Annotated in this window: 13 protein-coding genes; 4 read left to right on the plus strand and 9 right to left on the minus strand. The window is 61.6% G+C overall.

The genetic code is table 11. From position 1 onward, the window contains the following. Positions 1–23: 23 nt before the first annotated feature. The 5 genes from WJM78_RS16665 to trmB form a co-directional block, all read right to left on the minus strand. Positions 24–185, minus strand: coding sequence for a DUF903 domain-containing protein (locus WJM78_RS16665; protein ID WP_339010649.1), 162 nt, complete (start codon positions 183–185; stop codon positions 24–26). A 181-nt stretch (positions 186–366) separates the two neighbouring features. Continuing rightward, entirely contained in the window at positions 367–1,659 is a 1,293-nt protein-coding gene (locus WJM78_RS16670; RefSeq protein ID WP_042037568.1) for a sulfurtransferase, read from the minus strand. 29 nt (positions 1,660–1,688) lie between these two features. Continuing rightward, on the minus strand, positions 1,689–2,609 hold the full coding sequence (gene glsB / locus WJM78_RS16675; RefSeq protein ID WP_042037567.1) for a glutaminase B: 921 nt from the start codon (positions 2,607–2,609) through the stop codon (positions 1,689–1,691). A 117-nt stretch (positions 2,610–2,726) separates the two neighbouring features. Further along, positions 2,727–3,059, minus strand: coding sequence for a YggL family protein (locus tag WJM78_RS16680; protein ID WP_042037566.1), 333 nt, complete (start codon positions 3,057–3,059; stop codon positions 2,727–2,729). 31 nt (positions 3,060–3,090) lie between these two features. After that, on the minus strand, positions 3,091–3,804 hold the full coding sequence (gene trmB, locus WJM78_RS16685) for a tRNA (guanosine(46)-N7)-methyltransferase TrmB (RefSeq protein WP_042037565.1): 714 nt from the start codon (positions 3,802–3,804) through the stop codon (positions 3,091–3,093). Positions 3,805–4,154: 350 nt separating this feature from the next. On the opposite strand from trmB, the gene WJM78_RS16690 reads away from it, so the two are divergent. After that, positions 4,155–5,222, plus strand: coding sequence for a M28 family metallopeptidase (locus WJM78_RS16690; RefSeq protein WP_339010654.1), 1,068 nt, complete (start codon positions 4,155–4,157; stop codon positions 5,220–5,222). A 216-nt stretch (positions 5,223–5,438) separates the two neighbouring features. Further along, on the plus strand, positions 5,439–6,620 hold the full coding sequence (locus WJM78_RS16695) for a PLP-dependent aminotransferase family protein (protein WP_042037562.1): 1,182 nt from the start codon (positions 5,439–5,441) through the stop codon (positions 6,618–6,620). 76 nt (positions 6,621–6,696) lie between these two features. On the opposite strand, the gene WJM78_RS16700 is transcribed toward WJM78_RS16695, so the two are convergent. Next, positions 6,697–8,226, minus strand: coding sequence for a cyclic diguanylate phosphodiesterase (locus WJM78_RS16700; RefSeq protein WP_339010659.1), 1,530 nt, complete (start codon positions 8,224–8,226; stop codon positions 6,697–6,699). 312 nt (positions 8,227–8,538) lie between these two features. On the opposite strand from WJM78_RS16700, the gene WJM78_RS16705 reads away from it, so the two are divergent. After that, positions 8,539–9,444 carry a TIGR01777 family oxidoreductase gene (locus WJM78_RS16705; RefSeq protein WP_339010661.1) on the plus strand — a complete coding sequence of 302 codons (906 nt, stop codon included), beginning with the start codon at positions 8,539–8,541 and terminating at the stop codon, positions 9,442–9,444. An 85-nt stretch (positions 9,445–9,529) separates the two neighbouring features. Here the strand turns inward: WJM78_RS16705 and WJM78_RS16710 are convergent, their stop codons facing one another. Further along, complete coding sequence (locus WJM78_RS16710) at positions 9,530–11,977, minus strand: ABC transporter permease (protein ID WP_339010664.1); 2,448 nt, start codon at positions 11,975–11,977, stop codon at positions 9,530–9,532. Continuing rightward, positions 11,974–12,699 (minus strand): ABC transporter ATP-binding protein, encoded by a 726-nt coding sequence (locus tag WJM78_RS16715; RefSeq protein WP_339010666.1) that lies wholly within the window; start codon positions 12,697–12,699, stop codon positions 11,974–11,976. The genes WJM78_RS16710 and WJM78_RS16715 overlap by 4 nt, the downstream gene beginning before the upstream one ends. 163 nt (positions 12,700–12,862) lie before the next feature. On the opposite strand from WJM78_RS16715, the gene WJM78_RS16720 reads away from it, so the two are divergent. Continuing rightward, the gene (locus WJM78_RS16720; protein WP_339010668.1) at positions 12,863–13,462 is read left to right on the plus strand and encodes an arylesterase; all 600 of its coding nucleotides are present in this window, start codon (positions 12,863–12,865) and stop codon (positions 13,460–13,462) included. An 84-nt stretch (positions 13,463–13,546) separates the two neighbouring features. On the opposite strand, the gene WJM78_RS16725 is transcribed toward WJM78_RS16720, so the two are convergent. Beyond that, positions 13,547–14,491 carry a chemotaxis protein CheV gene (locus tag WJM78_RS16725; RefSeq protein WP_275930136.1) on the minus strand — a complete coding sequence of 315 codons (945 nt, stop codon included), beginning with the start codon at positions 14,489–14,491 and terminating at the stop codon, positions 13,547–13,549. Positions 14,492–14,758 lie beyond the last annotated feature (267 nt).

Raw genomic sequence — 14,758 nt, forward strand, 5'->3', positions numbered from 1 at the left:
AGCCCTTGTGCTTTGGTGGGGCCTCAACGACCCATGATTTGGGTGACGTCATCCTTCTTGATCCCCACCTCCCCCCCTTCGGTATCGTCATAGCGGTACATGCCGGTGCCCTCATCCCGCTTGGGCTGCTGTCGGGGGTGATCATCTTCCCATCCCCGGTACTCATGATGTATTGAGTGCGGCACGCCACGAGCCCCACTTCACACACCGGGATCATCAGTTGCCCCATCGCCTGGCTCAACCCCATTGCCCGAGAAAAACGGATTGCCGGAGCGGGATCCATATAAAAAAACCGTAGGGCAGAAAGCCCAACGCGGATACAAAAAGGCCGGACATCTGTCCGGCCTTTGCTCTGGTGACTGCCTGCTACTTGGCGGGTTGACGCTCGCCGGTCACGGTCGGATTTTTGGGATCCGAACTCCACTCATACCAGCCGCCGTCGTAGACGCTGATCCGTTTCCAGTCCATCAGCCAGGCGTAGAAAAAAGCCTCGGAGGCGCGCCAGCCGGTACCGCAATAAAATGCAGCCTGCTGGGTCGGCTCGATATTCCACTGGTCCCACATGGTGAGGATCTCCCCGGCTGGCTTCATGGTGCCATCCGGGTTGTGGAAATCGCTCATGCTGTTGGCATCCACACCGCCGCGACCCCACTTGGCCCCCGGGATATCGCCCTTCGGCTTGATGTAGCTGTAGCCTGAGGTGTTGCCGATGAACTCGTCCCAGGTGCGTACGCTGACCAGGGCACTGTCGGGCTGCTTGAGCAGCGCCTTGGCCTGATCGAGTGTGGTGTAGTACTCGGGGTGGGCCGGAATGGCCACGCCAAACTCTTTCACCGGCTCGAACTTGTTGGGCAGGCCCGTCTCGGTGCGCAGGTGCTGCACGAACCAGGCATCCAGACCACCGTCCAGCAGGCGTACGTCCTGTACACCGGCATACATCATCAGATGCGCCGCGCGGGCGGCGGCCATGGTATTGCGACCATAGAGGATAACGGTGGTGTCGTGACGGATGCCGTTCTCCAGCAGCAGCGTCTTGAGCGCCTCGTCAGAGACCTTGTTCCACAAAGGCTCCTCTTCCAGACGGTTGGTATCTATGTAGCCAGCCCCCGGGATGTGGCTCAGCAGGTAGGCCTTGGGTGAACCCCAATCCACTTCGAACAGCTTCCAGTCCCCTTTCGGCGCTGCGGCAACCGGCTTGCCTTCCTGCAGATCCGCCAGCCAGCCCGGATAGACCAGCTGCTGCCAGCGCACCAGATGCTCGCGCGGCGCGGCTTGCCAGCCTTGCAGCTCGAACAGCTGCTTGATGCCCTGCTTGCGCAGCAGACGGGCCACTTCGGCCACTTCCCGCGGGGCGCCATAGAGGGCGACCGGACGATCGGCTGTCAGGCCCTTGCTCTCGAGCGCCTTGGGCCACTCGTCATTGCTGTATTTCCAGTCGGCGGAGAGGCTCTCGGCACCGGCCACATGCCCCCCCTGCGACTCCCCTTCCATCGGCCAGCCTTGGTAGAAGTGGCTGGCACGGGTATCCAGCATGACCGCCTGCTTGCTCTTGGCATCGGCCAGCGAGAGCGGCGGCAATTCGGCGGCAAAGGCGGGCAGCGCGCACCAGAGCAGTAAGGTCGCCAGCACGGCCTGCAGGAAGCGAAGATGTCGTTTCATGGTGATTTCTCGATTCATAGTGAACAAGGTTAAAAAATGGAACGGCCCAGTCGCTCGGCCAGCAGCTCCAGCGCCGCCGTGCCCGCCAGCGAGTTACCCGCCTTGTTGAGCTCGGGCGACCAGACACAGATGCAGAGCTCACCGGGGATGAGTGCCATGATACCCCCTCCGACCCCGGATTTGCCCGGCATACCGACCCGATAGGCAAAATCACCGGCCTCGTCATAGAGGCCGCAGGTGGCGAGCAGCGCATTGACCTGCTTGGTGGTGCGGGCCGGCAAGAGCGGCGTGCTCTCGCCAAGCGGCACCCCGCGATTGGCAAGATAGAGGAAGGTTCGCGCCAGATCGACGCAACTCATACGAATGGCACAGGCATTGAAATAGCTCTGCAACACCTTGTCCACTTTATTCTCGAAGTTGCCATAGGCCTTCATCAGATAGGCGATGGCCGCATTGCGGGCCGAGTGCTGGTATTCGGAACGTGCCACCACCTGATCCGCCATGATGGCCGGATTGCCAGAGAGGCGACGCACCAGCTCCAGGGTACGTTGACGCGGAGCCGTGAGCCGGGTCTCCAGCAGATCGCTCACCACCAGGGCACCGGCATTGATGAAGGGATTGCGGGGAATACCGTGCTCGAACTCCAGTTGCACCAGCGAGTTGAACGGCTGGCCGGAGGGCTCCTTGCCCACCCGGGCCCAGATCTCCTCCTCCTGATAGAGGGTGAGGGCCAGCGTCAGGCTAAGGGTCTTGGAGATACTTTGGATGGAGAAGGGCTCGAAGGCATCACCTGCGGTGAACAGCTCCCCCTCCACAGTACAGACGGCAATGCCGAGTCGGTCGGCAGGCACCAGGGCCAGGGCGGGAATGTAGTCGGCCACCTTGCCCTGTCCGAGCAGCGGGCGCACCTCTGCCAGAATGCTGGCCAGTAATTCGGATGACAACACCATAAAGGATTCCATGACTAAAACGGGTGTGGAGATCCCATCCCCACTGACAAAAATCCCGCCAGCGGCGGGACTTGTCTATCTACCCACAACAAGGCGCCTGCAACAGGCGGCCGAGTATCAGGCCGGTTCACCGTACCAGAGGTCGAACAGCTCGGTGACCACCACGGCTTCCATCCCCTTGCTTTCCAGCCAGGATTTGACGACGGCGCGGTCTTCTTCGGTACATTTGCCCAGTTGCTGAGTGCAGATCATCCCTTCCCAGGCCAGGTGGCCTGAACCGGCGAAAGCCAGTCTACGGGGTTCAACAACCTCATCGATCATCGCATCGACTACTGTATCGATGGTCGCTTCGGCAGTGCCGACCGGGAAGTTGAAACTGATGTCGAATCCCATTTCCTGGAATTCATCGACTCGCAGTTTCTTACGCAGACGGCGGCTACGATTGGCCATGATAGCTCCTTAGGTTAGTTGACTCGTTAAATTAGTTAACGCGTTTGAAAATCAGATCCCAAACCCCGTGGCCCAGACGATGGCCCCGTTGTTCGAATTTGGTCAGCGGACGCCAGTCGGGACGAGGCACCCAGTTGCCGGTGGCCGAGGTGTTCTCGTAACCCTCGGCGACGCTCATCACTTCCAGCATGTGTTCGGCATAGTTTTCCCAGTCGGTGGCCATGTGGAACACGCCACCGATGGCCAGCTTCTGGCGGATATCCTGGGCAAACGCACTCTGCACGATGCGGCGCTTGTGGTGGCGACTCTTGTGCCAGGGATCCGGGAAGAACAGCTGCAGGCAGGCAAGCGAGCCGTTCGGGATCATGTGCTCCAGCACTTCGACCGCGTCATGGCAGATGACCTTGAGATTGGTGACGCCCGCTTCCTCGGCTGTGCCGAGACAGGCACCCACGCCCGGCGAGTGTACCTCGATACCGATGAAATTTTTCTCGGGGGCATTCTTGGCCATCTCCACCAGGGAGGCGCCCATGCCGAAGCCTATTTCCAGCACCACCGGGGCCTCACGGCCAAACAGGGCGACCAGATCGAGGGGCGCTGGCGCGAAATCGATACCCATGACCGGCCAGAGCTCTTCCAGAGCCTTCTCCTGCCCTTTGGTCAGGCGGCCTTCGCGACGGACAAAGCTGCGGATCTTGCGCATGAACTTGCCGTCTTCGTTAAATACATCTTGGGTCACAGGCATAATCAAATTGCTCGTTATTGCATCGGTCTGGATCACAGACGACATGAATGGATTGCTTGCTACTTCATCACCCAGGGTCACTGACGACATGCATGAATGACTCGTTACCTCATCACCCCGGATCACGGATCTCGTGGATGAATGGCGCGTTATGTCATCCATCCGCGAAACTGGGTAGCGAATTATCCCAAGATAGGCCCAAGGCGCAAGTGTTTCGCGAAACAAATCCCCCGACCCTGACCAATTCAGCCACCACGATTGACAAATGCCACCCCGTTCACAGAATCTGCCAGGCGCCGGGCGCATGCTGGCCTGCACAAATAAAACCATATACAACAAAGGATTGCAGTATGAAACACACAGCATTGGCGTTTGCCATCACAGCCCTGCTGGTAGGGTGTAACACCTCCACCAATGATTCACAGGCCCCCACTGCCGCCGAGCAGGCCTATGAGTATCTGGTGCAGTTGAGCTCGACCGCCGAAGGGATTGGGGCCAGACCCACGGGCTCCGAGGCCGAGACCCGTGCCGCCGCCTGGATCCAGGATCATCTTGCCGGCTGGGGTTACGAGGTGCAAAACCAGCCGTTCACCTACACCAAGAGCGGTGCCAGCAAACGCTCCCAGAATCTCATCGCCGAGCTCAAGGGGCAGAGTGACAAGGTGATTCTGATCGGCGCCCACTACGACAGCACGGGCGACAAAAAAGGTTCTGAAGGGGCTACCGACAACGGCGCCGGCGTTGCGGCCCTGCTGGCGGTCGCCGAGGCGCTCAAGGGGCAGACCTTGCCCTACACGGTACGCTTCGCCTTCTTCGGTGCGGAAGAGAACGGCCTCAACGGCTCCAGGGCCTATGCGACCAGCCTGGACAGTACCGCCATTGCCCGCCTGCTGGCCATGGTGAACTACGACACCATAGCCGGTGGCGATGTCGTCTACGTCCACTCCGCCCACTCCGACGTGACCGAGTACAACTGCGCCGAACCGGGCCGTTATAGCTTCGATCCCAAGGTGCGGGATCGCCTGCTGGCCATCTCCAAGCTGACCGCCACCCCGTTGGCCATCCACCCCAGCTACGCCGGCTATCCGGCAGGGGAAACCGGCAGCTGGTCGGATCATGCTCCGTTTGCCTGCCTGGGGGTGCCCATCGCCTACGTGGAGGCCACCAACTTTACCATCAACGGGGCGGATGGCTATGACGGCTACTCCCAGACCACCAATCCGGCGCTGTGGGACTGCTACGACGACGCCAGCAAGAGTGCCTGCGACCGGGGCAGCGAGACCCAGTGGGGCAAAATCTGGCATACCCAGTATGACCGCCTCGACACGATGGCCGAGCTGTTCCCGGGCCGGGTGGAGCAGCAGCTCAGCGCCAACACGGATCTGATGATCCGCTTCCTCAAGGAGCCGGGCCTGTAACGCCGGCAAGCCGTCAATGACGCGCGCTGATCCCGGACCAATTCAGGGCTTTTGGCGCTCCACGGCCCCCCCCAGCCGATAAAATTCGGGCAGGTGCCAAACTTGCCCTTTTTTATTGATTTTTGTTACAGCCATTGCCTCCTTTTTTAAATCTGATACAAACGGATAACTTGGCGGTCGAATGGAGCGACCGCTCACCATGCCAGAGAGAATCCTATGCAGCCGTTTTTTGCCCAGCGCTTCGAGAAGGTAGAGCCTTCCTTTATTCGCGAGATCCTCAAAGTCGCCGCCAATCCGGAGATCATCTCCTTTGCCGGTGGCCTGCCCAACCCGCACCTGTTCCCGGTCAAGGCCATCGACCAGGCCTGCCAGGACGTGTTGCGCGAACAGGGTGCCGCCGCACTGCAATATGCCGCCACCGAGGGCTTCGCCCCCCTGCGCCAGTACATAGCCGACCGCTATCTGGCCCGCCACGGCATGCGCGTCAACCCGGACAACATCCTCATCACCAGCGGCTCCCAGCAGGCGCTGGATCTGCTGGGCAAGGTGCTGATCGACGAGGGTCAGGATCTCATCATCGAAGAGCCGGGTTACCTCGGCGCCATCCAGGCCTTCTCCGTCTATCAGCCCGCCTTCAAGCCCATCACGCTGGGAGAAGAGGGGCTGGATCTGGCGGCGCTGGATGCGCTGCTGGCCAGCGGCTCCAACGCCAAGCTGCTCTACGGCGTGCCCAACTTCCAGAACCCGAGCGGCGTCTCCTACAGCCGTGCCAACCGCGAGGCGCTGGCCGAGCGACTGGTCCGCCACGAGCTGCTGATGGTCGAAGACGATCCCTATGGCGAGCTGCGTTTCGAGGGCGAACACCTGCCCCCTATCGCCAAGCTGGCGCCGAACAATACAGTACTGCTCGGTTCCTTCTCCAAGACGGTGGTACCTGCCTTCCGGCTGGGCTGGATGCTGGTGCCGGACTGGCTGCGCAAGAAGGTGACCATCGCCAAGCAAGCCACCGACCTGCACAGCAACGCCTTCAGCCAGCAGGTGCTGCACCGCTTCCTGATCGACAACTCGCTGGATGCCCATCTGGAGAAGATCAAGGAGGTCTATGGCCGCCAGCGTGCCGCCATGGAGGCTGCTCTGGCCCGCCACTGCCCGCCCGGCGTCAGCTATACGCGACCGGAAGGGGGCATGTTCCTCTGGCTGACCCTGCCCGCCAGCGTCAGCGCCATGGCGCTGTTTGACGAGGCGATCAAGGAGAAGGTGGCCTTCGTGCCCGGCGCCCCCTTCTATGTCCGCCCCGAGATCCAGAACACCTTGCGGCTGAGCTTCTCTTGCGTGGACGAGGCCACCATAGAGGAGGGGGTCAAGCGACTGACTCGCGCCCTCACCCGCATGCTCTGACGAGCCACCGCATGAAAAAAACCAGCGACATCTGTCGCTGGTTTTTTTATGTCCCACTGCGGGAAAACCGGACTTCTCAGGCGCTCAGTGCTCTGGCGAACTCCTTCATCGGCATGGGGCGGCCATAGAGATAGCCCTGCAGGAAGGTCACCTGACGCGCCCGCAGGTAAGCCGCCTGCACCTCGTTCTCCACGCCCTCGGCGACCAGCAACAGACCGAGCCGGGTCGCCAGGTCGATGACGTTCTCCACTATGTGGCTGGAGAGCGCATCCGAGCCGATCATGCCGACGAAGCTTTTATCGATCTTGAGAAAGTCGACCTGAAACTGCTGCAGATAGCTGAGGCTGGAGTGGCCGGTACCAAAGTCATCGATGGCGATGAAGACCCCCAGCTGATGCAGCTCGGCGAAGAGCCGGTCTGTCACCTCGTCCGCCACTATGAGCTCGCGCTCGGTCAGCTCCAGCACCAGCTTGATGGGGTTCTCCCTGAAGGCGTTGATGAAGTCGCGGCAATCTGCCACCAGGCTCAGATCCTTGCAGTGGTTGGCACTGATGTTGAAGCCGAAGTGGAATCCCCTGGGCAGGGTATGCACAGCGCCGGCGAACTGATCGCGCACCTGCTCCATCAGCAACCGGGTCATGGGCACGATCAGGCCACTGTCTTCCGCCAGCGGAATGAAGCGATCTGGCGAGATCTGCCCCTGACGGGGGTGCTGCCAGCGCATCAGCACCTCGCAGCCACACCAGTGCGCGTCATCCCCCGTCACCACAGGTTGCAGATAGGGGATGAACTCCCCCTGTTCCAGTGCGCGCTGCAGCTCTTGTGAGGGGGATGTCGAGCGGCCGGTCAGCCAGAACACGCCAATCCCTACCAGTATGCCCAGCAGGGGATAGATGATGATGCTGGCCTTGGAGTAGTGCCAGAGGTGGCTGCCGTACTCATCGTGAGACAGGTCAGTGACCACCCGGTATTGATACTTCTCCGATACCTGTTCCAGATAGCCTCGCGTTTTGGGCGGGATCTCCTCGCTGACCATGCCGCTGGCCAGCATGACCTGTGATCCCACCACTAGCGCCAGCGGCGAATTGCGGCTCAGCATGTCGAGAATATTGTGCAGATAATAGCCATCCACACCGACCAGCACGCTGTAATCCCCCACCACCTTCCGATAGACAACCAGCGGCCTATCCGGCGTCACAGGGTTGCCCCGCATCAGGTTGAGCTGACCACCGGAATAGTCGGCCAGGGTGAAGGCACCGCTATAGTCGCCGTAGAGGGAGGAGCAATAAAGGGTCTCTCCCCTGGCCAGGTTGACGGTGCGCACATCCGGCACAGTCGCCACCTGGTCCCGCAGTCCCTGTACCACCTCAGCGCAAGGTCGCCCCACATAGCCCTGCACCCTGGACGCAGCATAGTGGGCATTGTCCAGGGTACGGTCAAACATGCGCTTGGCATGCAGCAGCCGCTCCTCAGCATCCTGCTTCATACCAGAGAAGGTCTGCCATGAGATGATCAAGACCCCCAGCAACATGGGGAGCAGACTCGCCAGCAGGGATGCCCCCAGCCGGGTGTAGAACTGGCGTAACCTTAAACGACGAAACGGCATGGTCATCCTCACGGCAACGGCGAAAAAGCGGGCAACCCGACGACTCTCCGCCCCCTGACAAGTCATTCTGACACAAACAACAGCAAGAAGGCTTGGCCTGATTAGCACCGAACCTCGTCGAAACAGGGCTTGCAGCCGCATCATCAACGGCGCTGGAGCCTGACATCTTTACCTCGCCACCCTCACTCCCCGGCGCGGTCCAAGCCTCACTTCCCCCTGTACTGTGAAGATTATAATCTTTGCAAAAACAGTTGCTTGTTCATCTTGCTCTAGCCCACTAGAGTAGAGCCAACAGCGTCAGGGAGTCTGGACATGAAAATACTGATCACGGGAGGAACCGGTTTTATCGGCCGCCGTCTGGTGGCCCATCTCAAGGTGAATCACGAGGTGGTGGTGCTGACCCGTCAGGGGAGCCGCGCCTATGAGCTGCTCGGCCACGACATCACACTGCTCGACAATCTGGATGGGCTTGACGACCTCAACGACGTGGATGCCGTCATCAACCTGGCGGGAGAGCCCATCGCCGCCGGACGCTGGAGCGAGCAGCGCAAGCAGCTGTTGTGTGACAGCCGCTGGCTGCTGACCGAACAGCTGGTCGATCTCATCAAGCTCTCCAGTACGCCGCCCAAGGTGCTGATCAATGCCTCCGCCATCGGCTGGTATGGCAGGCAGGGGGATGTGACGCTGGACGAGCAGTGCCAGACACCCCACGACGAGTTCACTCACCAACTCTGCCAGCAGTGGGAAACCCTGGCCCGCGAGGCCCGTAGCAACCGCACCCGGGTCTGCATAGTGCGCATCGGGCTGGTGCTCGGCACCGATGGCGGCGCACTGCCCAAGATGCTGCCCCCCTATCGACTCGGTCTCGGCGGCCCCATGGGGACGGGCCAGCAGATCATGAGCTGGATCCACATTCAGGATCTGGTGCGCGCCATGTTGTTCCTGCTGGAACACGACGAGTGTGACGGCATCTTCAATGGCACGGCGCCACAACCGGTCAGCAATCGCGAGTTCAGCCAGAGCCTGGCCAGCGCCCTGCATCGACCACACCTCTTCTTCGTGCCGGCCCCCCTGTTGCAACTGCTGATGGGTGAGGCGGCGGACCTGCTGCTCACCGGCCAGAAGGTTCTACCCGCCCGCCTGCAACAGGCCGGCTTTCACTTCACCTACCCGGACCTGCCCCAGGCCCTCGCCAATCTGTTGAGCGCTCCCCGCTAGTCAGACAACCGGATAGCAATCAGCCCGGCCATTGGCCGGGCTGATCCGTTGTTGCACCTTGCTGCATCAGCGCAGCATGGTGTGATTACAGCAGGCCCTGACCCAGACCACGCAGCCGATCGCTCAGAGTGCCCGCCAGCAACTGGCGCTGCATGCCCTGCCCCGCCAGCGTCACCAGCAGGGCTCCCAGCAAGGGCAAACCACCCCAGATGGCCCAGTGGAACTGCCACTGTCCTTCAAACCACCACCATTGCAGACCCAAGGAGCAGAGCTCGACCACAATGGCGGCGCACAGCCCCGCCAGCAAGCCGCTGGCGACCAGCTCCCAGCGCAGCATCTTCTTGAGCAGCTCGCTGCTGGCCCCCAGCGTACGCATCAGCAACAGCTCACGGCGGCGGTGGGCCATGCTGGCCTGAGTCTGGGTCAGCAGCACCAGCAAGGCCGCGACTGTCACCAGCCCCAACATCAGCCCCAGCGCCCGGCTCACCTGCTCAGACACAGCCGTCAGCCGCACGATCAGATCGTCCACATCGATGAGGCTCACTGTGGGGTGTCTGCGGATCAACTCCACCTCCGCCACCCGCCCCTGCTCCGGCAGCCGATAGCTGCCGAGCCAGGTCTGGGAGAAGGAGGCCAGCACATCCGGCGAGAAGATCATGTAGAAGTTGGGCCGCATGTTGTCCCACTTGATGGCCCGCAAGCTGGTCACCTGCGCCTTGAAGCTACGCCCCTCTATGGTGAAGCCCAGGGTGTCGCCGAGCGCTATGTCGAGCCGCTTGGCCAGCTCTTTGTCCACCGACACCTGCCCGGGGCCATCCAACCAGCGCCCCTCGGTCAGTGTATTGTCCGGCGGCAAGCTGGTTGTGGTGGTGAAGTTGAGCTCGCGGTTCACCCCTTCACGGCCATCCTCGTCGTTGTCTCGCACCGCCTCGCTGGCGATGCTGACCAGCCGGCCCCGCACCATAGGATAGAAATCTGACGTCTGGGCGCCGGCACTGCGCAAATCGGCCAGGATCCCCTCCCGCTCGTGGTCGGCTATGTTGACCAGGAAGCGGTTGGGGGCATCCGCCGGCAGGCGAGCGGAAAACTCGTCGAGCAGGTCGACCCGCGCCGCCCACAGCAGACCGAACAGCATGAGCGCCAGCGCAAAGCCGGCCAGCTGGAACAAGCCGCTGCCGCGCTCGCGGGAGAGGTGGCTGATGGCCAGGCGCAGCGCATGGGGGCCCTTGACCCGGCGACCACACCGCAGCAGCAGGGAAGCGAGCAGCGCCAGCAGCCCCATCAGCAGGCCCATGCCGCCGATCAGCCCCAACGCCAGTGTCGCATCGGCGGTAAAACCCCACACCAGGCCAAACAGGCCGAGCAGCGCGACCGGCAGTGCCAGCCAGGGCGGGATCCCCGCTTCCAGCTCACGGCGCAGCACCCGCAGCGGTGGCACCTTGAGCAGGCGCAGGAAGGGCACGAAGGCCAGCAGCAGGGTGATGAAGAAGGCGACTGCCAGACCGAGGGCAAAGGGTCGCCACGATGGCAGTGGCAGATCGGCAGGCAGCAAGTTGCCCAGCAGATGCAGAGTCAGCCACTGCATGGCGCTGCCCGCCACCAGACCGATTAGCGCCCCCACCAACGTCAGGGAGAACAGCAGGGTGCCCATCAGTTGCCAGAGCGTGCGACGGGAAGCCCCCAGCGTCTTGAGCAGCGCCACCATGTTGGTCTGGCGCTCGGCGAAGTGGCGCACCGCTATGCCCATGGCCAGCGCCCCCAGCAGCACCCCTGCCAGAGAGGCGAGCCGGAAGAAACGCTCGGCATTGGCCAGCGAACGCCCCACCTGGGAGCCCTGATCGTCCGGCTTGATCAGCTTCTGCCCCGCTTTGAGCTGGGGCCTGAGCCAGCGCTCATAGCTGGCAACGTCCTCACGTGTCCCCTTGAACAGGTAGCGCCACTGCTGGCGACTGCCCGGCAGCAGGGCACCGGTCGCCTCTATGTCAGCGCTGTGGATCAGGGCTCTGGGTGCCAGCAGGAAGGGACTGAAGCCCTGATCCGGCTCCTGACCCAGTTCGCCCGCCACACTGAGCCGGGTGTTGCCCACCTCCAGTTCATCACCAATTTTCGCCTCCAGTAGCTGCATCACCCGGGCCGAGAGCCAAATCTCGCCAGGCGCTGGCGCGCGCTGGGGGCTGAGGGCCAACTTGCCGTAGAAGGGGAAATCGCTCGGTACGGCCCGGATAGAGGCCAGCTGCAATGCATCGCCATGAAACAGCATGCTGTTGAAACTGACCGTGGTCTGCACTGACAGGCCCGCTTTTTCCGCCTGCTCGAGCCAGGCGGCCGGTGCCGGTGTGGCTGAGCGCAGCGCCCGATCGGCGCCGATAAAGTCACGCCCCGAGGCCTTGAGCCCCGCATCCAGCCGATCCGCCACCAGGGCCACGCTGAGCACACAGGCCACACTCAATGCCAGTGCCAGCACAAACCAGCGCAGCTCGCCATTGAAGCCTTCCCGCCGCAACAGCTTCACTCCCAATCGCCACCGACTCATAGCGGCTCCCTGACTCGGGAGGGCGCGACGGCACCGGATGTCGCCGTATCCGTCTCCAGTCGTCCCGCCGCCATCACCAGTTGCCGCTGACAACGCTGGGCCAGCTCGTGGTCATGGGTCACCACCACGAGCGTGGTGCCGTGCTCGCGATTGAGCTGGAACAAGAGTTCGATCACCGTCTCCCCCGTCTTGCTGTCCAGATTCCCGGTCGGCTCATCGGCCAACAGCAGGCTGGGCCTTGTCATGAAGGCGCGGGCGATGGCGACCCGCTGCTGTTCACCGCCGGAGAGGCGCGGCGGCAGATGGTGCAGGCGCTCGCTGAGCCCCACCGCCGCCAGCAACTCGCGCGCCCTCGGCTCGCAGCGGGTCTCGCCACGCAGCTCGGCAGGCAACATGACGTTCTCCAGCGCGCTCAGGGTGGGCAGCAGCAGGAAGGACTGGAAGATGAAGCCCACCTGCTCGGCACGCAGGCGGGCACGGCCCTCCTCGTCCAGCTGCACCAGCGACTGGCCGAGGATCTCTATATCCCCCTGGCTCGGCAGATCCAGCCCAGCCAGCAGCCCCAGCAGGGTGGATTTGCCGGAGCCGGAGGCGCCGACCAGCGCCAGGGTCTCGCCGGTATTGACTTGCAGGTCGATCCCTTCAAGGATGGTGAGGCTTTCCTGGCCCAGGCGAACGGTTTTGCCCAGACCCTTGACGACAATGATGGGAGTTGAACTCATGATGCGTTTCCTGTTTGCCCGAGCCAAAAAGTGGGGATTGAACCCATGATGTATATCCTGCTCACCCGGGCATTGAATGACAATGCATGCTGGGTGTTGGCATCATCACACATATCCCGTTTGCCCGGACCCTTGATGACAATGAATGATGGGAGTTGAATACATGACACGTTTCCTGTTCGCCTTGTGTTGCCTGGTTTCATCGGTACAGGCCCAGACCCTGCTGGTGCTGGGTGACAGCCTGAGCGCAGGCTATCAGATGCCGGCGGAGCAGAGCTGGCCAGCCCTGCTCAATCAGAAATGGCAGCAGCAGGGCGGCAAGCATCAGCTGATCAACGCCAGCATCAGCGGTGAGACCACGCAGGGGGCCCTGGCCCGCCTGCCCGCCCTGCTCAAGGAGCATCAACCGGACTGGGTGCTGATCGAGTTGGGGGGTAACGACGGGCTGCGCGGGTTCGCACCCGCCATCACCCGTGACAACCTGGCCAGCATGGTGGCCTTGACCAAGGCGCAGCAGGTGAAAACCGTGCTGACCCAGATCCAGCTGCCCCGCAATTACGGAGCCCGCTACCTGCACCAGTTCGAGCAGATCTTCCCTGAGCTGGCGGCTGCCAACCAGCTGCCGCTGATGCCCTTCTTCATGGATGATATTGCGCTGCGCCCTGAACTCATGATGAACGATGGAATCCACCCCACGGCCGCGGCCCAGCCGCTGATCCGCGACCGGGTCGCCAGCTTTATCGAGCCCCTGCTGACCCAATAACGCCCCAATAGCCATACGCAGAAGAGGGCCCTGCCGGCCCAAAACAAAGATCCCGCCGAGGCGGGATCTTTGTTTCCATGACCATCAGCGTTCCAGTATCTGGCGCAACCGCTCCTGAGCCACCCCGACCAGCAGGTCTGGCTGGAATTTGGAGATGAAGCGGTCACACCCCACTTTCTTGACCATGGCCTCGTTGAAGTTGCCACTCAGAGAAGTATTGAGCGTGATGAAGAGATCGGACATGCGGGCATCACTGCGGATCTCGTGGGTCAGGCGGTAGCCATCCATCTCCGGCATCTCCGCATCCGTGATCATCAACAGGATCTCGTCGGTCACCTTCTTGCCCGCATCGCACCACCCCTTGAGCAGATTGAGCGCCTGCAGGCCATCCTGGCACTCGATTACCTCAAGACCCAGCTGGGCCAGGGTTTCCCGCACCAGATTGCGGGCCGTGCTGGAGTCATCGACGATGAGCACCTTGCGGCCATGCATTTCGGGCAGTATCTCCCTATCCAACACCTCTTCAGAGATACGGATGTCGTAGGTGATGATCTCGGCCAGCACCTTCTCCACGTCGATGATCTCGACGATCTGGTCGATACCATCTTCGGGAATGCGGGTGATGGCAGTCAGGTAGTTGGCCCGCCCGGCGGAGCGCGGCGGCGGCAGTATGTCCTTCCAGGTCATGTTGACGATATGGGCCACCTGCCCCACCAGGAAACCCTGAATGGTGCGGTTGTACTCCGTGATGATAAGGTTGGACTCGCTGTCGATAGGCATGGCGCGCATGCCGATGGCGCTGCGCAGGTCGATCACCGGAATCGAGGTACCACGGATGTTGGCCACCCCGCTGATGTTATGGTGCGCCCCCGGCATCTTGTTGAGATGGGGCAGCTTGACCACTTCCCGCACCTTGAAGACGTTGATAGCAAACAGCTGTCGGGATCCCAAACGGAACATCAACAACTCCAGACGGTTCTCCCCTACCAGCTGGGTACGTTGATCCACTGAATCCAATATGCTCGCCATATAAAGCCCTTACGTCCGTTTTCCGAGTCTCGCCATAGTATAGAAGGGTCAGAATCCCAACACGACCCGTATTCTTATCCTATGTCGGCAAGATGATGACGGAACTTGATGAAAAAAAGCGAGATTCGGCTCAAGGCCGGGCTATCTGCACACTTATCAATAGAAAACTGGCCACTCGATCGCACCCCGGCTTGCCTGTGTGAGACACATCCTTGATATCCATGGCAAACCCCAGCCATCAGTCCCACCATGGCCAGACATAAAAAA

The sequence above is a fragment of the Aeromonas popoffii genome (genome assembly GCF_037818705.1).
Taxonomy (GTDB): domain Bacteria; phylum Pseudomonadota; class Gammaproteobacteria; order Enterobacterales; family Aeromonadaceae; genus Aeromonas; species Aeromonas popoffii.